This window comes from Terriglobus sp. TAA 43 (assembly GCF_000800015.1).
Taxonomy (GTDB): domain Bacteria; phylum Acidobacteriota; class Terriglobia; order Terriglobales; family Acidobacteriaceae; genus Terriglobus.
In genome coordinates, this window is sequence record NZ_JUGR01000002.1 from 569,665 (window position 1) to 588,482 (window position 18,818).

The 18,818-nt window shown below is 58.2% G+C and carries 19 protein-coding genes; 15 read left to right on the forward strand and 4 right to left on the reverse strand.

Annotated elements, in window-relative coordinates:
• Positions 1 to 13: 13 nt before the first annotated feature.
• The 3 genes from era to M504_RS17020 all read left to right on the forward strand — a co-directional run bounded on the left by era (position 14) and on the right by M504_RS17020 (position 2,055).
• Positions 14 to 1,090, forward strand: coding sequence for a GTPase Era (gene era / locus M504_RS17010; RefSeq protein ID WP_047496154.1), 1,077 nt, complete (start codon positions 14 to 16; stop codon positions 1,088 to 1,090).
• Positions 1,080 to 1,391, forward strand: coding sequence for a hypothetical protein (locus M504_RS17015; RefSeq protein WP_047496157.1), 312 nt, complete (start codon positions 1,080 to 1,082; stop codon positions 1,389 to 1,391). Before era ends, M504_RS17015 begins: the two co-directional genes overlap by 11 nt.
• A 145-nt stretch (positions 1,392 to 1,536) precedes the next feature.
• Positions 1,537 to 2,055, forward strand: coding sequence for a GNAT family N-acetyltransferase (locus M504_RS17020; protein WP_052200969.1), 519 nt, complete (start codon positions 1,537 to 1,539; stop codon positions 2,053 to 2,055).
• On the opposite strand, the gene M504_RS17025 is transcribed toward M504_RS17020, so the two are convergent.
• The 3 genes from M504_RS17025 to ald form a co-directional block, all read right to left on the reverse strand.
• Positions 2,036 to 3,400, reverse strand: a complete 1,365-nt coding sequence (locus M504_RS17025; RefSeq protein ID WP_047496160.1) for a sigma-54 dependent transcriptional regulator — start codon at positions 3,398 to 3,400, stop codon at positions 2,036 to 2,038. The genes M504_RS17020 and M504_RS17025 overlap by 20 nt on opposite strands.
• Entirely contained in the window at positions 3,397 to 5,772 is a 2,376-nt protein-coding gene (locus tag M504_RS17030) for a PAS domain-containing sensor histidine kinase (protein ID WP_047496841.1), read from the reverse strand. The genes M504_RS17025 and M504_RS17030 overlap by 4 nt, the downstream gene beginning before the upstream one ends.
• A 125-nt stretch (positions 5,773 to 5,897) precedes the next feature.
• Entirely contained in the window at positions 5,898 to 7,010 is a 1,113-nt protein-coding gene (gene ald, locus M504_RS17035) for an alanine dehydrogenase (RefSeq protein WP_047496845.1), read from the reverse strand.
• Between the two features lie 183 nt (positions 7,011 to 7,193).
• Between ald and M504_RS17040 the strand changes: the two genes are divergently transcribed.
• From M504_RS17040 to mreD, 3 genes are all read left to right on the forward strand, one after another.
• Positions 7,194 to 8,258, forward strand: coding sequence for a rod shape-determining protein (locus tag M504_RS17040; protein WP_047496163.1), 1,065 nt, complete (start codon positions 7,194 to 7,196; stop codon positions 8,256 to 8,258).
• 100 nt (positions 8,259 to 8,358) lie between these two features.
• On the forward strand, positions 8,359 to 9,489 hold the full coding sequence (gene mreC / locus M504_RS17045; RefSeq protein ID WP_047496165.1) for a rod shape-determining protein MreC: 1,131 nt from the start codon (positions 8,359 to 8,361) through the stop codon (positions 9,487 to 9,489).
• A gap of 1 nt (position 9,490) precedes the next feature.
• Positions 9,491 to 10,021 carry a rod shape-determining protein MreD gene (gene mreD, locus M504_RS17050; RefSeq protein ID WP_047496168.1) on the forward strand — a complete coding sequence of 177 codons (531 nt, stop codon included), beginning with the start codon at positions 9,491 to 9,493 and terminating at the stop codon, positions 10,019 to 10,021.
• Between the two features lie 5 nt (positions 10,022 to 10,026).
• Here mreD and M504_RS17055 read toward each other — a convergent pair whose 3' ends face one another.
• Positions 10,027 to 11,370: a hypothetical protein gene (locus M504_RS17055; RefSeq protein WP_047496170.1), complete on the reverse strand. Its 1,344-nt coding sequence runs from the start codon at positions 11,368 to 11,370 to the stop codon at positions 10,027 to 10,029.
• A 28-nt stretch (positions 11,371 to 11,398) separates the two neighbouring features.
• Here M504_RS17055 and M504_RS17060 point away from each other — a divergent pair, with 28 nt between their 5' ends.
• The 9 genes from M504_RS17060 to lysC all read left to right on the forward strand — a co-directional run bounded on the left by M504_RS17060 (position 11,399) and on the right by lysC (position 18,754).
• On the forward strand, positions 11,399 to 12,382 hold the full coding sequence (locus tag M504_RS17060) for a DMT family transporter (protein ID WP_369792915.1): 984 nt from the start codon (positions 11,399 to 11,401) through the stop codon (positions 12,380 to 12,382).
• Positions 12,379 to 13,275: an HAD-IIB family hydrolase gene (locus M504_RS17065; RefSeq protein ID WP_052200970.1), complete on the forward strand. Its 897-nt coding sequence runs from the start codon at positions 12,379 to 12,381 to the stop codon at positions 13,273 to 13,275. Before M504_RS17060 ends, M504_RS17065 begins: the two co-directional genes overlap by 4 nt.
• Positions 13,262 to 13,981, forward strand: a complete 720-nt coding sequence (locus tag M504_RS17070) for a lytic transglycosylase domain-containing protein (RefSeq protein ID WP_232296338.1) — start codon at positions 13,262 to 13,264, stop codon at positions 13,979 to 13,981. Before M504_RS17065 ends, M504_RS17070 begins: the two co-directional genes overlap by 14 nt.
• Positions 13,982 to 13,984: 3 nt before the next feature.
• Positions 13,985 to 15,016, forward strand: a complete 1,032-nt coding sequence (locus M504_RS17075) for a lysylphosphatidylglycerol synthase transmembrane domain-containing protein (RefSeq protein WP_047496854.1) — start codon at positions 13,985 to 13,987, stop codon at positions 15,014 to 15,016.
• A gap of 28 nt (positions 15,017 to 15,044) precedes the next feature.
• A complete protein-coding gene (gene nrdR, locus M504_RS17080; protein ID WP_047496177.1) occupies positions 15,045 to 15,524 on the forward strand; it encodes a transcriptional regulator NrdR in 480 nt (159 codons plus the stop codon).
• Positions 15,525 to 15,573: 49 nt separating this feature from the next.
• A complete protein-coding gene (locus M504_RS17085) occupies positions 15,574 to 15,777 on the forward strand; it encodes a hypothetical protein (protein ID WP_047496180.1) in 204 nt (67 codons plus the stop codon).
• A 3-nt stretch (positions 15,778 to 15,780) separates the two neighbouring features.
• Positions 15,781 to 16,086 carry a hypothetical protein gene (locus tag M504_RS17090; RefSeq protein WP_047496183.1) on the forward strand — a complete coding sequence of 102 codons (306 nt, stop codon included), beginning with the start codon at positions 15,781 to 15,783 and terminating at the stop codon, positions 16,084 to 16,086.
• 80 nt (positions 16,087 to 16,166) lie between these two features.
• Positions 16,167 to 17,288, forward strand: a complete 1,122-nt coding sequence (gene asd, locus M504_RS17095) for an aspartate-semialdehyde dehydrogenase (protein WP_047496186.1) — start codon at positions 16,167 to 16,169, stop codon at positions 17,286 to 17,288.
• Entirely contained in the window at positions 17,285 to 18,754 is a 1,470-nt protein-coding gene (gene lysC / locus M504_RS17100) for a lysine-sensitive aspartokinase 3 (protein WP_047496188.1), read from the forward strand. Before asd ends, lysC begins: the two co-directional genes overlap by 4 nt.
• Positions 18,755 to 18,818: the final 64 nt, after the last annotated feature.

Sequence of the window (18,818 nt, forward strand, 5' to 3'; positions counted from 1 at the left end):
TAAACTAAGCAGAATGGCATTTCGCGCAGGTTTCGTCTCCATCATCGGCCGCCCCAACGCAGGCAAGTCCACGCTGCTCAACGCTCTCCTTGGCGAGAAGCTGGCCATCGTTACACATAAGGCGCAGACCACGCGTACACGTATTCTTGGGGTTTTGGAACAGCCGGCACAGCCGAAAACGAAGACACGCCCAGCTCTACCCGCCGCACAGATTGTCCTGGTGGATACGCCGGGCGTACACAAGCCCAGCACACAGCTTGACCGCCGCATGATGCAGGAAGTCCACGACGCGTTGGAAAGCCGCGACGTGGTGCTGTTCCTGGTGGACGCGACGCATCGCATTCATGAACCGGCTCCGCGTGTGGAAGGTAAGTCTCCTACTCCCTCTGAAGACAAGAAAGCACTGAGCGCGGCAGAAGATGCGTTTGCGTTGAGCATGTTGCGCAACGTGGAATGCCCGGTGATTCTTGTCTTCAACAAGATTGACCTGGTGAAGCGTGAAGACCTTCTTCCGCTCATCACGCACTGGACTACGAAGTTTTCCTTCACCGATACAGTACTGATCTCAGCGGCGAAGAAGGATGGCCTGGATACGTTACTGGGTCGCATTGTGGAGCAGCTACCCGAAGCGAATCGCTACTTCCCCGAAGACCAGCTCACCGACCAGCCGATGCGCTTTCTGGCAGCGGAACTAATCCGCGAAAAGATTCTGCTCTTCACCGGCGAGGAAGTGCCTTACGCGTCCGCTGTTGTAGTGGAGAAGTGGGAAGAGCCGGGGCCGCAGCGCAAGCCCAAGAAGGATGAAGAGCCGAAGCTGCCGGTAACGAAGATTGCGGCAGCCATCTTTGTGGAGCGCAGCGGACAGAAGGCGATCCTGATCGGCAAGCAGGGCGCCATGCTGAAGCAAATTGGCACCGCAGCACGCAAAGAGATCGAGGACCTGCTGGGCACTCGCGTATTCCTGGAACTGTTTGTGAAGGTGAAGGAAGACTGGCGTTCAAAGAAGGGCTTTGTAGAGGAGTTGGATTGGCGGCGTCAGTTGGAATCGTTGCAGGCTTCGCAGACGCTTAAGAAAGAGAATGAGGCCTAAGTTCCCGCGCGTCTCCGATGAGATGCGTCGCCGTTCGGTGATGCTGGAAAACGAAGTACTGGCATGGCCGGGCACGCGTTGCGGCAAGATGTTTGGCATGGTGAGCCTGTATCGCAACGACGCGATCTTCGCTTTGCTCCCGGCCACACGCGCTATTGAGAACCCCAACGCAATCGGTCTGCGACGGCAGAAACCGATTGCTGGCAATACCCACAAATGGGAGTTCTTCCCTGTTACCAACGATAAAGAGCTGGGCACGGCATTGGAGCGACTACGAAGAGCCTACGATGCCGCTAGCTGAACATCGCCCTGCACCTTCCTTCTCTGCTATGCTGACTCCGCGCCTATGACTGTCTCCTGCCGCTAAGTGATTTCGCACGCGCTCCGCTTCTTCGCGGTGCATGCGCTGATCTTGGTCTGCAACCCATCTTGATGGAGACAATCGCTTGAATACCTCTGACATTTTTACGGCTCGGCTACGCCTTGTGGCTATTACACCCGAGCTACTGGATGCGGAAACTGCCAGCTACGCCGATCTTGCTGCGCGTCTTGAGGCACGCGTTCCGCCCGAGTGGCCTGACAGCAACTGGGAACCGCACGTCTTCGATTTCTTCCGCAAGCAGTTTGTGGAACACCCTGAAACGATCGGATGGAGTCGCTACATAGTGCTTCCCTTACCTGAACCGACTTTGATTGGGACAGTGGGAGGATATCCGATCAGCGCAGAGGAAGCTGAGACGGGGTACGCCATTCTGAAACCGTGGCAGCGCAATGGCTATGCCACGGAAGCAACGCTGGCGATGCTGCAGGTATTTTCCGCGCAGGGCGTGCAGAGCGTCATTGCGCATACCTTTCCAACCATGCAGGAATCGATCCGTGTGATGGAGAAGTGTGGCATGCGCTTCGATGGCGAAGGTGCGGAAGAAGGCACCGTTCGCTATCGCATTACGCTTCCTTCATCGTGACGCCGAGCGCCTTCATCTTGCGATAGAGATGGCTGCGCTCCAGGCCGAGTGCTTCCGCAGCGCGGCTTATGTTGCCGTGACATTCTTCCAGTTTTTTCAGGATGTAGTCACGCTCATAAGCCTCACGCGCCTGCAACAGTGTGCCGAAATCTTCAACTCTGGATTTCGCCGTTCCCTCGCGCGACAGCAGCGCAGGCAGATGCTTGCGTTCGATGCGGATTGCCTTGGGATTTAGAATGAGCACGCGCTCCACCACGTTGCGCAGTTCACGAACATTGCCCGGCCACGCGTACTGCTTCAATGCAGCAATGGCGTCGGGCGAAATCTCGATGCGTGGACGGCCATACTCCCTGCCGAATTCGCTCAGGAATTCCTGCACCAGCGATGGAATATCTTCCATGCGGTCGCGAAGCGGAGGAACATAAAACGGGATGACGTTAAGACGATAGAAAAGGTCTTCGCGAAAATTTCCTTTCACGATCTCGTCTTCCAGATCCTTGTTTGTTGCGGCGATCACACGCACATCGACGTGAACGGGCTGCGATGCGCCCACTGGATAGAAGCGCTGCTCATCCAGTGTTCGCAGCACTTTCGCCTGTGTCTTCAGGCTCATGTCACCCACTTCATCTAAAAACAACGTGCCACCATCCGCACGTTCGAAGGTGCCGCGCTTCTCCGGAGGGCCGCCGGGAGTAACGCCGTGTCGATAGCCGAAGAGCTCACTTTCAATGAAGTCTTCTGGGATGGCTGCGCAATTCAGTTCAATGAAGGGACGGTCCGCTCGCAAGCTCTCGGCATGCATGGTGCGTGCGATGCGCTCTTTACCGCTGCCGGATTCACCGTAGATGAGCACGCGACCGTTGGTGGGAGCCATCAGGCGAATCTGCTGCCGCAGCGCCTTCATGGGAATGCTTTCGCCCGTGAGATACGCCTTCTGCGCAAGCTGTTGCTGAAACTCAGAGTTGTCCCGGCGAAGACGGCGTGCTTCGGTTGCGTTCTTCAGAACGAGCAGTGTGCGATCGAGCGATAGCGGCTTTTCCAGAAAGTCATACGCGCCCAACTTCGTGGCTCGCACTGCGGATTCAATGGTTCCGTGACCGGAGATGATGACCACTTCCGGCGGCGCGGCGAGTGCAAGTTCGCGGATACGCGCCAGCACCTCCAAACCATCGCCGTCGGGTAGCCAGATATCCAGCAACACCACGTCATACTCCACGTCGCGGATCAGTTCCAGCGATTCCTTGGCAGTACCGCTGGAAGTGACGACGTAGCCTTCCTCGCGCAGGATGGTCTCGAGCGATTCGCGGATCTCCGCTTCATCATCAACAACAAGGATGTGGGTCATGCCGATGCATTCCTAGTGTCTGCCTTTGAGAACTCCGATGCGGAGGATTCATAAGTCGTTGCAATGTCGTGCTGCCCACTCCCCTCAACGGGCGCGGCAATGGGAAGTTCCAACAGGAAACGCGCTCCGGTGGGCAAATTCTTTTCCGCGCGGATGGTTCCCTGGTGGTCCGCCATGATCTTTGCCACGATGGTTAGACCTAATCCTGTGCCGCGCTGCTTGGTGGAGAAATACGGCAGGAAGAGCCGCTCGCGCATGTCGTCCGTGACGCCGGGACCAGTGTCCGCTACCACAATCTCCAACATACCCTGCGACTGTTCACTGCGTCGCGTCTCAATGTGAATCTCACGCAGCAGGCTGCCGGTCATGGCTTCTGCAGCGTTGTCGATCAGGTTGGACAGCGCACGCTTGATGGCTTCGGGATCGGCCATCACGAGTGGCAAACGCGGCTGTAATGACTTCACTACTGTGATGTTGGTAAGTCGCCCCGCAAACAGACTGAGCGTGTTTTCAAGGATGGTGTTCAGGTCCGCGGGTCGCGGTTGCGCATTGGGAAATTCGGCAAGCGATGAAAACTGATCCACAAGCCCGCGCATGCTCTCCACCGAAGCGCTGATCACTTCACTGGAACGGCGAATCGTGCCGACAGAAAGAGATTCCAACTGATGTTGTTGCAACAGATCGCCAAGACGAACGATGTGGCGACGAATCTGTTCGGCATTCAATGAAATAGGAGTGAGCGGGTTTTTGATTTCGTGTGCAACACGGCGCGCCACTTCTTTCCATGCAGACTGTTTCTGCGCGCGCAGAAGTTCCGTTGCGTTTTCCAATACCAACACGTAGCCCGCGGGCAGACGCGTGCCTCCGCTGGTGGTTTCAAGGATTGCCGCGGTTATGGCAAGGTTCAACATGCCGTTGTGCGTGGGCATCTCCGTCTCCGCCGAAGCAGAACCCATGCGATGACTGCGGCGCAAAAGGCGGTCAATTACTTCCAGACTTTCTGGAGCAATCACTTCGTCCAGCAGCAATCCCACGAAGGCGCGTTGACCGCCTGGGTCCAGCATTTCGCTGAAGGCTCGATTCACCACGCGAATGCGACGATCCACATCCAGCATGACCACGCCGTTAGGAATGGTCTGCAGCATGGTTTCCAGCTCGCGACGCCTCGCCTCAACTTCTACGTTGGCTTCAAAGATCTGCAGCGTGGTCTTCTCCACCATGCGGCGGCTGGACTCCAGATCGTCGGCCATGGTGTTGAAGGTCTGTACCAGGTCGCCGAGCTCTTCGGTGGCAGATGCTTCCACGCGCTGCTGATAATTGCCCTGCGCAATGGCGCTCATAGCATCGGCCAGCGCTTCTACGGGCTTCGTTACCTGCTTGGAGAGATGGAGCGCAAGCCAACTGGTGATGAACAGCGCAAGGCCCGTGATCATCATCAGCAACATCATGTAGGTGGCGCGCACCTGCTGACGCATGCGGAACAATTGCCAATACTGCTGGCCCGCGCGATTCAACGTGGCGATATGCGCCGTCATGCCGCTGGGCAGCGGCGCTCCTGAGACCACCAGGAGACCCGACGACGTGTGCGCAGAGCCAAGGATGTAATCAATGCCACCTGCCGTGAGAATTGGCTCATCGTTGCGCCGGATACCGGCCAGCAACATGGCATTCACCGTACCGCCGTCACGCTTCTGCAGAGGCGAACTCAACGCCTCGTCTTCCGCAGGGAGCGTATCGGGTGGCTGTAACACGCTCAGGACCGCAGGATCGGGTGGCGTGTGGAAACGCGACACCACCACATCGCCGCTATAGACCTGAGCGAATCCTCCGAGCAGCGACACCTCATGGCTTTGCATGGCGCGTTGCAGCGTCGCCGATGTTACATCAGGTCCAGCTTCAGAGATGACACTGGCAATCTCTTCCGCCTCCGACCGTGCGTTCGCAGCAATGTAGCGGGAAAGATCACGCGATACAGCAATGGACTCCTGCCGGAGATGGTCCGAAGGCTGAGCAAACCAGCGCTCGATAGCACGGTTCATCAACAGGTAGCTGAAGCCATACATGCAGCCCACCGGCAGCAAGCTGAGCAGCACTGCACCTAACAGCATCCGCGTTCGCAAACGTGCGCCCAACACACGGCTGCGCTGCTCTGCGTACAACTTCAGAACGTTGCGCATGAGCAAAACGAGGATGGCAAGGAAGATCAGGAAAACAAGAACTGCGACAGCGATAAAGAGAAAGATACCGCCCAGCGTATCCGGCGTGAGAAAGCTCAGCCGGAACGCATTGAGCGCGGCAAGACCGAGAAACAAGAGGAGAAGGAATACACCCAGCACAATCATCACAATCTTGCGCTGGCGTGTTGTGCCCATGTTCATGCCTCCTGTGACGGTGTTCGCGATTATAGGCGTTACAGAAAAAGAAACGAAAAGAGCCTGTACCCTTTCGCTATACGCGGAGTGATACAGGCTTTCCCGTTCTCATAACCATTTGCGGGCTACAGCAGTTCCGCGACTGCTTTCCAGGATTTGTCCTGCGACTCTGCAACCGCCTGATACGTGAGTGTTCCCTTGTAGGTGTTCACGCCCTCCGCTAGACCTGCATCGGCCTTGATGGCGGCTTCCGCGCCCTCATTTGCCAGCTTGAGTACGTAGGGAAAGGTTGCGTTGGTCAGCGCGAGGGTCGAAGTGTTTGGCACAGCCGCAGGCATGTTCGTGACGCAGTAGTGCACCACGCCATCCACTTCGTACACAGGATCCGTGTGTGTGGTGGGCCTTGCCGTCTCGATGCTGCCACCCTGATCGATGGCCACGTCCACAATGACCGCGCCCTTCTTCATCTTTTTCACCATGGCGGCCGTCACCAGTTTCGGAGCGGCAGCACCTGGGATGAGCACGCCCCCCACCAGCAGATCAGCTTCTGAAGAGGCCTTCGCGATGTTGTAGCTGTTCGATGCCAGCGTGAAGACGCGACCATTGAAGATGTCATCCAGATCACGCAGGCGATTCAGGCTGAGGTCAACAATCGTGACCTTCGCACCGAGGCCGAGCGCCATCTTCGCAGCGTTAATACCGACGATGCCGCCACCGATGATAACCACGTTGCCCGGAGGTACACCCGGAACGCCGCCCAGCAGCAGGCCACGTCCGCCCTTCGTCTTCTGCAGATATTCCGCGCCCACCTGAACGCTCAGACGGCCTGCGACTTCGCTCATGGGCGTCAACAACGGCAGCGAACCAGCGCGATCACGCACGGTCTCGTACGCTATTCCCGTGACCTGCTTCTCCATCAACGCTTCTGTCAAAGCGGGCAGCGGCGCGAGATGCAGGTACGTGAACAACACGAGACCCGGCCGGAAGTACTGGTACTCCTTCTCGACGGGTTCCTTGACCTTGACGACCATATCCGCCAGTCGCCATGTGTCATAGGCGCTGCCAACCATCTCTGCACCAGCATTCTGATATTCATCATCGGGGAACGCGGAAAGTTCGCCTGCGCCAGTCTGCACCAGCACCTTATGTCCAGCCTCTACCAGTGCGCGTACTCCGGCGGGGGTGATGCCTACACGGCTTTCGTGATCTTTGACTTCCTTGGGTACGCCAACAATCATGTTCTTCTCCTGCTCCATGGATCAGACTATCGAAGGTGGCCGCTCGTTGCGAATCCCTTAGCCCATTTCGCCGTGGCTTCGCCTGTTCGATAACACCAAAGACGAATTGGGTGTACCCGTTTTTCCTCTGTCCGGCGGCTACAATGGGTAGAACGCCTTTTGCTGGGGAAGCACACACCAACCATGCCTCAAAACGGATACCAGGGCCGCACCTCCCGTCAGCGCTCCATGCGCTCGCTTTTTTCGCTGTTTTCGAACGATCTTGCAATCGACCTGGGAACCGCAAACACGCTGGTCTATGCCAGCGGCAAAGGCATCGTCGTCAATGAGCCTTCGATCATCGCCGTCAATAAAGTGACGAACGAGGTCGAGGCCGTGGGCAAGGAAGCCAAAGAGATGGTTGGCCGCACCCCCGGCAACATCATCGCCATCCGCCCGATGAAGGACGGCGTGATCGCCGATTTCCGGCACACGGAAAAAATGTTGAACTACTTCATCCAAAAGGCACATAACCGCAAGATGCTGGTTCACCCGCGCATCATCATCGGCGTGCCTTCTGAGATCACGCAGGTGGAAAAGCGCGCCGTGGAAGACAGCGCGTATCGCGCCAAGGCCTCTGAGGTGTATCTCGTGGAACAGGCCATGGTGGCCGCAATTGGCGCAGGTCTGCCCATCACAGAACCCGGCGGCAACATGGTTGTCGACATCGGCGGCGGCACCACGGATATTGCCGTCATCTCGCTGGCAGGTATCGTCTATTCCCGCTCGGTGCGCATGGCCGGCAACCAAATGGACGAAGCCGTGATGAACTTCCTGAAGCGCAAGTACAACCTGCTGATCGGCGAGCGCACTGCGGAAATGATCAAGATGGAAATCGGCTCGGCGTTCCCGCTGGACAAGCCGCTGACCATGGAGATCAAGGGCCGCAACCTGATTGAAGGCGTGCCGAAGACCATCACCATCGACGACTCCGAAATCCGGGAAGCCCTAAGTGAATCGATTGCCACCATCATGAATGCTATTCGCGTGGCGCTGGAACGGACCCCTCCAGAGTTGTCCGCCGACATCAGCGACCGTGGCATTGTGCTGACGGGTGGTGGCGCGTTGATCAAGAACCGGGACCGCCGCATCCGCGAAGAAACGGGCCTGCCCGTCTCCATTGCGGACGATCCGCTGGCTTCCGTGGTACTGGGCACCGGCCGCATGCTGAATGACTTCGGCCTGTTGCGCAAGGTCGCCATCGATTAGTTCGTAGTTTTAGTTTTCCGTTTTGGCTTTGTCCCTCGTTTGCTTTCACCCGTAAAAACGAACGAGGGACAAAGCATCGAACTAAGACTCGAGACTCTCCATGGAATCCTTCTTCAGCCGCTTCAAAAGTGCCCTGGTGCTTGTGGCTGTGCTTCTGGCGCAGGTAATCGGTCTTGCGTCGCAGATGAAGCGACTGAACTACGCCGCGCGAGAAGATGGACACCATGTACGCGGTTTGCGGGCATGGCCTGCCTACACCATTGCCCCCGTCGAGTCACTGCTGAAACATACGGGCGGCGGCTTGCGCGGGGTGTGGCATAGCTACATTGACCTGCGCCACGTCCGCCAGCATGACAAAGATCTCCAGTACCAGATTGACCAGCTTCGTCTACGCGAAGCGTCGCTGGCAGAAGATGCGCGTCAGGGGCAGCGACTACAACGGCTTCTGGCGTTTAAGCAGCAGTACGTGGGCAAAACTGTAGCCGCGCAGGTGATCGGCACGGGTGGTGGCGATCAGGGCCGCATCGTCACGATTGATAAGGGATCGAACGACGGCATTCGTACAGACATGGCAGTCATTACGCCGGATGGCGCGGTGGGCAAGGTGCGTGACGTCTTCGCGATGTCGTCGCAGGTGCTGTTGCTGAATGACATGAGTTCCGGCGCGGGAGTCATTCTGCTGAACACGCGCAGCCGCGGTATCTTGCGCGGCGGACCGGGCGGCACACTCATCATCAACAATCTGTTGCCGGATGAACGCATCAAGGCGGGCGAACCCCTCATCACCAGCGGAGGCGATCGTGTTTATCCTCGCGGGCTACCCGTGGGCAACGTGATTTCCATGAAGCCCGACCCGGATCACCAGCCCTATGCCAGCATTGCGATCAAGCCTGCGGCGAATCTTGATCGGCTGGAAGAAGTACTGGTGGTGACAGAGGTTTCGCAGCAGTTGAATACCGCGGCAGATGACGATCAGGAAGAGGGCAAGAAAGCTGCAGAAGTAGTCGCGGACCGACTGCCCGGGCTGAAGAAGGCCGATGAGAAAAATGGGGATGAGAACGCCGCGACCAGTCCGGCTCCTACCCTGCCGAGACCTCAGCCTGCGATCCACACGGATCGTTATTCGCCGGGCGCCGCTCCTCCAGCCTCAAGCCTGACGCCTGGAGCGCCGAACACGCAGCTTGCAACTCCTCCCCAGCACAGCACTCCCAACGCGCCGGAGGAACCGTAAGATGCCCCGTCGCCCCTTTACCAATCGTCGCGAATTAGAAGAGCACAGCTTTCATCCTGCCGTGCTGCTGGCAGTACCTTTGTGTGCGCTATTCCTGAATGCTTACCTGCCACGCATCTGGGAACCGCTGTCGATCCTCGATCTGCCACTGATCCTCGTCCTGTACTTCTCCATCGCATGGCGAAACCCAATTGCGGGCACGCTCTTTGGCACCGTCGTTGGCTTACTGCAGGATCTGCCCGGCAACCAGTTCATTGGTGTCAATGGCATTGCGAAATCTGTTCTGGGATATGCTGCAGCTTCCATCGGGCTGAAGGTGGACGTGGAGAACATGGTGACCCGCGTCGCGATGAACTTCGTCTTTTGCCTACTGCAATCGGCACTGCTGTACCTGATTCAAAGCATTCTGCTGGGGCAGGCAGAGGCGCATCCGCGTTGGGTGCATGAACTGCTTCGCGCGGCGATCAATTCTGCTGTGGCAATCCCGATCTTCCTGCTGCTGGACCGCACACGTATGGACACCGTGCTGTAACGCGACTAGGGCGTTCGGTTATCACTGCCGCCCGTCAGCGCAGAGATGACGCTGAGTGTTGCGGCGGGTCGCAACGGTGCAAGCGCTCCCTGTTCCTTGTTATGCAACGAACGCTCCGCAGCCTTGAGTTCCGGCAGGTTGAAGATGGAAAGCTGCGACCCCTGAAAAACAGCCAGCCGCATTCCGTCGGCCGACAGCGCAAAGTTCCCCGCAGGACGCTGCACAGGCGTCGCATTAACGCGGAGTAACTCTTCGCCTTCGCGGTTGCCATAGACACGGATCTCTTCTGCACGAACCTCGGTTGCGTCCACCATGCCGGTGCCTTGCGTGCTCACCGAAGTGATTGTGTTGCGCACTGCGAACCGCCCGGTAGTCGGTGAGTTTTCTACGGCCAGCCATAACGGTTCATCATCCGTTGTGAACACCCACTTTGCCTCGGCCAGCAGGTTGAATCCGCCCATGAGCTTGTGGTCTTCGCCACCGCGGCAGCCAAAGGCAAAAAACTCCGCGTCGGAAATGAACATGCTGATGGGGCGGCAGGTGGAGGTGAAACCTCCCAGTTCCATCTTGGCGCCGTTATAGCCGTGAAAATCGAAGCCCCAATGGTTGCGATCCTCATGCACTGTTTCCAGCACGCCCATGGAGGTGAAGGAGAGGGTGAAGGTGCTCTTAGACTCCGCACGGCCACGGTTCGACAGGCGAACCGACCCGTCGGACTGCAAAGTGACGCCATAGAAGAAGACGGAAACAGGGCGCTCCTTCTGATCCGTGGGATCGTCTCCGATCTTGCGGGCAGGCGTGGTCTCCAGCAGGATCAGGTCGCGCTGCGGGCTAAACTGCAATGCCTCCAGATCATCTTCGTTTTCGATGAGTAGTCGCTGTCCCAGATGCAACGGATCGTAGCTGCCCATGGGGTCGAGCGAGTAGAGATTGTTGCGGACGCGCAACAGAAAGCGTCCACTTCCAAGTGCCCACAGATAGGGCGAACGGTCATGCATGCGCCACTCTGTTTCGCGCTGCACTTTGCCATCGGGAAGGCTGATGACCAGAGCGCGCACAAAGTGGTCGTCGTCGGTCTCACGCTGATCCGGCATGCGCTTTATCAACTTCTTTGCGGTGTAGGTCACCAGAAGATGATCAGCATCAATGAAGTGCACCGTGGCGCTGGTGTATCCGGCGCGCAGCCCCATACCAGAGGTCATGGGGCGATAGCCAAGTGTCTCCAGAGGGATCTGAATCGCAGGAACAGCGGGCTTCGCAGCGGGATCATCGTTCGCTACCGCCGCAAAGGCATGACTCGGCAACAACAGCGCGAGTACGAACAAGCGGTGGCGTAGCGAGGCAGGCATTGCGGCAGTGGTCCGGGTTGCGAGTCTTATGGTAACGCGTGCCTTCAACAACCCGCTCATCATGTTCCGCGCCGTCCTGTGCGACAGTGGAAAGATGCCCTCTTCTACTACTTCCCGTCCGCTTGGATTTCTGGCTTGCGCCTCGGCGGGGGCGCTCTGGGGCACAGGATTCTTCTTTGGCAAGATCGCCCTGCGCGAGGTCAGCGTGGGCCACATGGTGCTGTATCGCTTTCTCTTTGCAGCACTTCCCATACTGCCGCTGGTAAAAGGCCGTGGTGAACGATGGACCGCATCAGAATGGCGCCTGATGATCATCGCCGCCTTTTTCGGTGTTCCGTTGCAGTTTTTGGTGCAGTTTAAGGGGCTTTCCATCACTTCCCTTTCGCATGCTGCACTCATGATTGGCACGCTTCCTGTCATCCTTGCCGCAGCCGCCGCTATCTTCCTGAAAGAGCGGCTGGATGCCGTGGGTTGGACTGCGCTGATTGCGTCCACTACGGGCGCTTGCATGATCGCGTTGGGCGGTCACGACGCAAGCGGAACGTCCACACTGCTGGGTGATTCGCTGATCGTTCTCTCCGTGGTGATTGCGCTCGTGTGGCTGCTGGGCAACAAGAAACTTCTTCTGCGTCACAGTGCGCTGGAGGTAAGCGCGCGGAGCCTGGTGCTGGGGACGATCATGCTGCTCATCTGGGTGCCGCTGCAATACGGCATGCCACCGGTGCATGGAATCTCCATGAAGGCATGGCTGGCACTGGCAGCCAGTGGTGTTCTTTGCACCGCTGCAACCAACCTGCTGTGGAACTGGGGTATGACACAGGTTCCCGCGTCGCAGGGCGGCATCTTTATCAACCTGGAGCCGGTCATCGGGTCAGTGCTGGGAGTGACCCTTCTCAATGAACATCTTGGGCTGATTGCATGGCTGGGGGGATCGCTGATTGTGGGCGCGGCTGTGGTGCTTTCCACACGCGGAGAGGTTGCCAGCGAAGCTATCCAGATGGAGTCTGTGTGATCGATACACCGAAGATGATCGCCATCGACATGGATGGCACGCTGGTGCATCCCGGTGGCACGGTATCGCCCGGTAATCAGGATGCGCTGGACCGCGCACGCCGTGCCGGTGCCCGCATCGTGATCGCCACAGGACGCCGCCACAGTTACGCCATGAAGGTGCTGCAGACGGGCAACTTCCAGCCCGACGACATCGTGCTCAGTTCGAACGGAGCCGTAGCGCGCACCATGGACGGTCGCCTGCTGTTCCGCGAAGCCATGTCCACGGAAACGGCGCTGTGGCTCTGCGAGATGGTCAATGATTATCGCAACTGTTTCGTATTCACTTTTGACACGATGGACGCGCACGGCAATGAAGCCGGTGGCGCATTGGTGCTGGAGGAAGTCGACGATCTGCACGCCAGCATTGAGAAATGGATGGTGGCCAACGCCGCGGACATCCGTCGTTTTACGCCCATTGAATCCGCTTTTCAGGCTGCGGAGTTTCCCGCGATTCAGGCGATGCTGTGCGGTGGCATGGAACGCATGGAAACGGCCTTTCGCCATCTGGATGCAGCGCACGAAGGACGCCTATCGCTGACACGCACGGTCTATCCGCTGCGCGACCTCTGCATCTTGGACGTCCTTCCGCAGGGCTGCTCGAAGGGTGCGGGATTGGCACATCTGCTGCGCGAAGAGGGACTTACAGCGAGCGATCTGATGGCTATTGGCGACAACTGGAACGACCTGACCATGCTGGAACAGGCTCGCTGGCCCATGTTGATGGGCAATGCTCCCGACGATCTTCGGCTGCTGGCGGAAGAGCGTAACTGGACGGTCACGCGGCATCATCACGAAGACGGTGTTGCTGAGGCCATTGCGCTCTGCTTCGCGGATGAGAATGCCAGTCGATAAGACCCCGGATGCTACTCTGAAAGGGATGGCCTCCCTCTCCGTCCGAAGGATTGCAGCGCTTCTTTTGCTACCGGGTATGTGCGGTGCTTCGGCACGCGCTGCGGAGGTGGTGACGCTGCGTAATGGGTTCAGCATCAACTGCGAACGCCATGAAACGCTGACCACGGACATCACCCGGCTGTATCTCCACGCGGACAATTTCATGGATGTTGCGGCTTCCTCCATCACCTCAGTGGAGGCGGCACCGGATGCCCCTGACGCCCCGAAAACCGCGGCTCACGAACCCGCTGGAACAGCGACGATCCTTGCTGATTCCGGTGCGCGCCACAACGTGAACGTCGCACTGCTGGCGTCTGTAGTGCAGGCGGAAAGCGGCGGCAACACGAAGGCCGTATCGCGCACGGGAGCACGCGGCCTGATGCAGCTAATGCCAGGCACTGCGAACCAACTAGACGTAAAAGACAGCTTTGACGCCGCATCGAACGTAAACGGTGGCAGTGCGTACCTGGATCAACTGTTGACGCGATACCACGACAACCTCGCACTGGCTCTGGCCGCTTACAACGCAGGCCCCGGTGCAGTGGATCGTTATCATGGCATCCCGCCCTACCGTGAAACGCGGGCGTACGTGGCACGCGTGATCCGGGAATTTAATCGCCGTGTTGCGGAACAGGCACGCGCAGTTTCCGCCACGGTGGTTCGCTAAAGCATGAACAAACGCCGCATCGCCATCTGGACGATCGTCGTCCTCCTTGCAGCATTTCTTCTCTGGAAAATTCACCAATCGCAGTTTGATTGGCATGCGTTTTGGCTCGCCTGCCGCCAGGTCAATCTGCCACTGTTTTTGATGGCAACGCTGATGGTCTACAGCAACTCCGTCGCGCGTGCCGTTCGGTGGACGATCTTTCTGAAACCGTCTCTGCCACCGGAACAACGGAAGCCTTGGTGGACGCTGCTCGGCGCTCAGTTCATCGGCTTTACAGGCCTTGCGATCTTCGGGCGCGTGGGCGAACTGATTCGCCCTTACCTCGTCAGCCGACGGACCGGCCTGTCGTTTTCATCACAGATTGCGGTCGTAGCGGTGGAGCGCATCTTCGATCTCGCGGCCTTTGGCATTCTCTTCGCGGGAAATCTCATCGTCAGCCCCCAACTGAACGCGCTTCCCTACCATGAGCTGTTCCACAAGCTGGGATGGGTGATTGCTGCAATGATCGCCGTGCTGGTCGCGTTTGTCGTCGCCATCCGCGTGGCTGGCGAATTCATGGCACGCCTGATCCGCCACATTGTTGGCATCCTCTCCAAGCCAGCCGGACAAAGTGCGGAAGCCAAGGTACTGGAGTTCCGCAACGGCCTGAACGTGGTCGGCAGCACGAGCGACTTCATCGGCATTATCGTGTGCAGCTTTGCTTTGTGGGGAGCCGTCGCCATTGCCTATGTGCTCACGATGAAGGCGTTCCCAGCACCGGTGCACAACCTCACCATTGCCCACTGCCTTCTGCTGATGGGCTTCAGCGTAGTGGGTGGCATTGTGACTCTACCGGGTGTCGGCGGCGGTGCGCAGGCACTCACTTTCGGCGCGCTGACTCGCCTGTTTGGTATTCCGGCAGAGCTGGCGGCAAGCGCGGCCATCATCATGTACTTTGTGACTTCGATCAACGTAATCCTGCCCGGATTGATCTACGCCCGCGTGGAGAGCGTGAACCTGCGCACCGTGGCCCGCGAAAGCGCGCAGAAGTCATGATGGGAATGCTTGATAGAATTGGCCTTGCATGAAGTGTCCGTTTTGCGGCTGGGCTCAGGATAAAGTCGTTGATTCACGCGAGAGCAAGGAGGCGGATAGCATCCGTCGCCGCCGCGAGTGCGAGAAGTGCAACAAGCGCTTCACCACATACGAACGCATCGATGAAATTCCCTACATGGTCGTGAAGAAGGACGGACGCCGCGAGAAGTTCGATCGGCAGAAGGTCCTGAATGGCCTGCTGCACGCCTGCCAGAAGCGTCCTGTACCTACGGGCAAGCTGGGCAAGATCGTCGATGAGACCGAAGCCTACGTGGTTGATTCGCCGGAGCGCGAGCGCACCACAGTCGAGGTGGGCGAACTGATCATGACGCGACTGAAAGAAATCGACACGGTCGCGTACATCCGTTTCGCCAGCGTCTATCGCGACTTCAAGGACGTGCGCGAATTCAAGGCAGAGCTGGAAGAGCTGCTGGGATCGCGGCTACGCAAAACTACCCCGGGAATATAAACTCCCACACTTCGCAAACCACATCCATCTGCCCGGCATCACAGCAGTTATGAAATTGCTGGCGGGAACGCTGCTGTGCGTTCTGATGGTTGCCATCACGGGATGCAAACCTGACGCCGCCGTGAAGCACGGCGCGGTGATTGATGCTGCGCCCAGCGGCCACGACACCGGCAAAGCCGGGCAAGCCGCGCCAACTCCGCCACAACAAAATCAGCCTCAGGCTCAGACCCCTCCCCCAGTAAAGGTGCAATAACCCATGCCCGATCTGCATTCGCTTGGACTTCCTCTCTGGTTCCTTATCCTCAGCCTGTTCCTGCCGCGGCTTTCGCTGCTGGCGCTGTACCTGCAGGGTCATACGGGAAATGTCTTCGTTATCAGCCTCATTCCCACGCTGGTAGCGCTGCTGATCCCACGCATTCTGATTCTTTTCTGGATTTACACCACGCAGGGTCTTAGCATCTGGTTCCTGATTCACGCCATCGGCCTGTTGATCGCATGGGGAACTTTTGGCACGCGGACACGGACGGTTTATGTCACCCGCCGCCGCGCCTCGGACTTCTAAACCCAAAATTCGATCGTTGCGGCCGCAATCCGGTATCCTTAACAGATACATCCGGTATGGATTAAGGACTGCAGAACAACATGGAACGTCGCAAGGTGGGGATTCTCGGCGCGACCGGAACAGTCGGCCAGCGCTTCATTCAACTTCTGGACCAGCACCCGTGGTTTGAGATCACGTGGGTCGCGGCAAGCGATCGTTCGGCGGGCAAACGCTACGCCGACGCCGCCAAATGGAAGCTGGACACCCCCATGCCTGCGCGCATTGCCGATCTGGTGCTGCAGCCGAACACGCCTGCCGCCAACACCGGCGACGTGCCGAAGATCATCTTCGCTGCGCTGGACAGCGATATTGCACTGGAACTGGAGCCGCTGTTTGCGGGCGCAGGATGCGCTGTCATCTCCAACTCGTCGGCCTTCCGCATGACACCGGATGTGCCGCTGGTGGTGCCTGAGGTCAACGCAGACCATCTGCCGCTGCTGACCAAGCAGGCTGCCTACACCTCCAAGAGCGGTGGCTATATCGTCACCAATCCCAACTGTTCCGCCATTGGCCTCGTGCTTGCGCTGAAGCCCCTGGAAGAGCGCTTCGGCATTGAATCGCTGTTTGTCAGCACCATGCAGGCCGTCAGCGGCGCGGGTTACCCCGGCGTGCCTTCGCTGGACATCCTTGGCAACGTGGTTCCCTTCATCAAGAATGAAGAGGAAAAGCTGCAGGAAGAAGTGGGCAAGTTGCTGGGTAGCTTCAACGGCAATGGCATTGACATGCTGCCTGCAAAGGTCAGCGCTCACTGCAACCGCGTTGCCGTGATCGACGGCCACACCGAATGCGTCTCCGTCAAATTCAAGAAGCCCGTCACACGTGAAGAGATTCTGGCTGCATGGAGCGAGTTCCAGCCGCTGGTGCAGCATCATCTGCCCACGGCACCTGCGCAGCCGGTGATCTTTACCGATGCGCCGGACCGTCCGCAGCCGCGCTTTGACGTGGGTGCAGGCAACGGCATGAGCACCACCGTTGGTCGCCTGCGCGAATGCCCGCTGCTGGACTGGAAGTTTGTTCTGCTGAGCCACAACACGCTGCGGGGAGCCGCAGGCGCAGCTGTGCTGAACGCGGAAGTCCTGGCAAAGATGGATCTATTGCCCGGCAAGCACCTGCACACGAAGACTGGAGCAGGACTGGCCGAGAATGAGTTGGTGAACGCATGAGCAATGCATCCCGTCCGCAACTCGTTGTGATGAAGTTTGGTGGCACGTCGGTTGAAGACGCTGCTGCAATCCGCCGCACTGCAGCCGTCGTTCGTGGCCGCCGCGAAAAGGGTCTGGAAGCCGTTGTCGTTGTCTCAGCAATGGCGAAGGTGACCGATACGCTTCTGGCCGCCGCAGCAGCAGCGGGTCACGGTGACAAGTCCGGCGCACTCGCATTGTCGGCACGTCTGCGTTCGCGTCATCTGGAGACCGCTGGCGAACTGGTGAAGCAGCCGCAGTTGAACGTATTGCTGAACCACATCCAGCACGACTTCGATCATCTGGATGACCTGTTGCGCGGCATCGCTGCAGTAGGCGAACTGACCCCGCGCACCACGGACAACGTGGTCAGCTACGGCGAACGCCTCAGCAGCCAGATTGTAGCTGCTGCATTCGACGCAGCCGGTATCAAGGGCATCCACCTGGACGCGCGCCAGTGCATCGTCACCGATGACAGCTATGGCAAGGCAGTGCCGAATGAAGCATTGATCGAAGTACGCCTGAAGGAACATGCGCTTCCTCTGATTGAGCAGGGATTGACGCCTGTGATGGGCGGCTTCATCGGGGCAAACGAAAAAGGCATTACTACCACGCTGGGCCGCGGTGGTAGCGACTTCTCCGCTGCTTTGGTTGGTGGCGGATTGCATGCCGGAGCTATTGAAATCTGGACCGACGTAAACGGCATCATGACGACCGATCCGCGCATCTGTTCGGATGCGTTGCGCGTGAAGACGATCTCGTTTGAAGAAGCTGCTGAACTCGCTTACTTCGGCGCGAAGGTGCTGCACCCCGCAACGATCCTTCCCGCCGTGCAGCAGAATATCCCGGTTTTCGTGCTGAACAGCCGCAACGCTGCGAACGAAGGCACACGCATCAGCGCTGTTGCTCCGCCCTGCCGCTCGCCGTTCAAGTGCATCGCTGTGAAAAAGAAGCTGACCATCGTGGACATCGTCGCCAGCCGTATGCTGATGACGCATGGCTACCTGAAGGCCGTCTTCGACGTATTCGATAAGCACAAGGTCATCATCGACATGGTCTCCACGTCAGAAGTTTCCATTTCCGTTACGGTGGACACCAGCGACAAACTGCCGCAGATTGCAGAAGACCTTTCAAAGATTGCTGACGTGAAGTACGAGAGCAATAAGGCGCTCGTCTGCCTGGTGGGCGAAGACATTCGCGGACACGCTGGCATTGCGGGCAAGGTCTTCTCTGCCATCGGACATGTAAACGTCCGCATGATCTCGCAGGGCGCCAGCGAAATCAACATGAGTTTCATGATCGAAGAGGATGATGCTTCCGAGGCGATTCGTTCGCTGCACAGCACCTTCTTCGCCGATCCTGACCCAAATATCTTTGACCTGGATGCACGCGCCAACACTACCGGTGCGCCTCCAGTGAACGAACCCGCCCGCATCACAGTGCAGTAAGACTTTGAAGAGGCCCGGCTTAAGCCGGGCCGTTCCATCGAAATCATCAACAAGGGGCTTGATC

Bases quoted from the DNA above. Each gene is read 5' to 3' on its own strand.
- era (WP_047496154.1), top strand. From the start codon at position 14: ATGGCATTTCGCGCAGGTTTCGTCTCCATCATCGGCCGCCCCAACGCA.
- M504_RS17015 (WP_047496157.1), top strand. From the start codon at position 1,080: ATGAGGCCTAAGTTCCCGCGCGTCTCCGATGAGATGCGTCGCCGTTCG.
- M504_RS17025 (WP_047496160.1), bottom strand. From the start codon at position 3,400: ATGACCCACATCCTTGTTGTTGATGATGAAGCGGAGATCCGCGAATCG.
- M504_RS17030 (WP_047496841.1), bottom strand. From the start codon at position 5,772: ATGGGCACAACACGCCAGCGCAAGATTGTGATGATTGTGCTGGGTGTA.
- ald (WP_047496845.1), bottom strand. From the start codon at position 7,010: ATGATTGTTGGCGTACCCAAGGAAGTCAAAGATCACGAAAGCCGTGTA.
- M504_RS17040 (WP_047496163.1), top strand. From the start codon at position 7,194: ATGCCTCAAAACGGATACCAGGGCCGCACCTCCCGTCAGCGCTCCATG.
- mreC (WP_047496165.1), top strand. From the start codon at position 8,359: ATGGAATCCTTCTTCAGCCGCTTCAAAAGTGCCCTGGTGCTTGTGGCT.
- mreD (WP_047496168.1), top strand. From the start codon at position 9,491: ATGCCCCGTCGCCCCTTTACCAATCGTCGCGAATTAGAAGAGCACAGC.
- M504_RS17055 (WP_047496170.1), bottom strand. From the start codon at position 11,370: ATGCCTGCCTCGCTACGCCACCGCTTGTTCGTACTCGCGCTGTTGTTG.
- M504_RS17060 (WP_369792915.1), top strand. From the start codon at position 11,399: ATGGTAACGCGTGCCTTCAACAACCCGCTCATCATGTTCCGCGCCGTC.
- M504_RS17070 (WP_232296338.1), top strand. From the start codon at position 13,262: ATGCCAGTCGATAAGACCCCGGATGCTACTCTGAAAGGGATGGCCTCC.
- M504_RS17075 (WP_047496854.1), top strand. From the start codon at position 13,985: ATGAACAAACGCCGCATCGCCATCTGGACGATCGTCGTCCTCCTTGCA.
- nrdR (WP_047496177.1), top strand. From the start codon at position 15,045: ATGAAGTGTCCGTTTTGCGGCTGGGCTCAGGATAAAGTCGTTGATTCA.
- M504_RS17085 (WP_047496180.1), top strand. From the start codon at position 15,574: ATGAAATTGCTGGCGGGAACGCTGCTGTGCGTTCTGATGGTTGCCATC.
- M504_RS17090 (WP_047496183.1), top strand. From the start codon at position 15,781: ATGCCCGATCTGCATTCGCTTGGACTTCCTCTCTGGTTCCTTATCCTC.
- asd (WP_047496186.1), top strand. From the start codon at position 16,167: ATGGAACGTCGCAAGGTGGGGATTCTCGGCGCGACCGGAACAGTCGGC.
- lysC (WP_047496188.1), top strand. From the start codon at position 17,285: ATGAGCAATGCATCCCGTCCGCAACTCGTTGTGATGAAGTTTGGTGGC.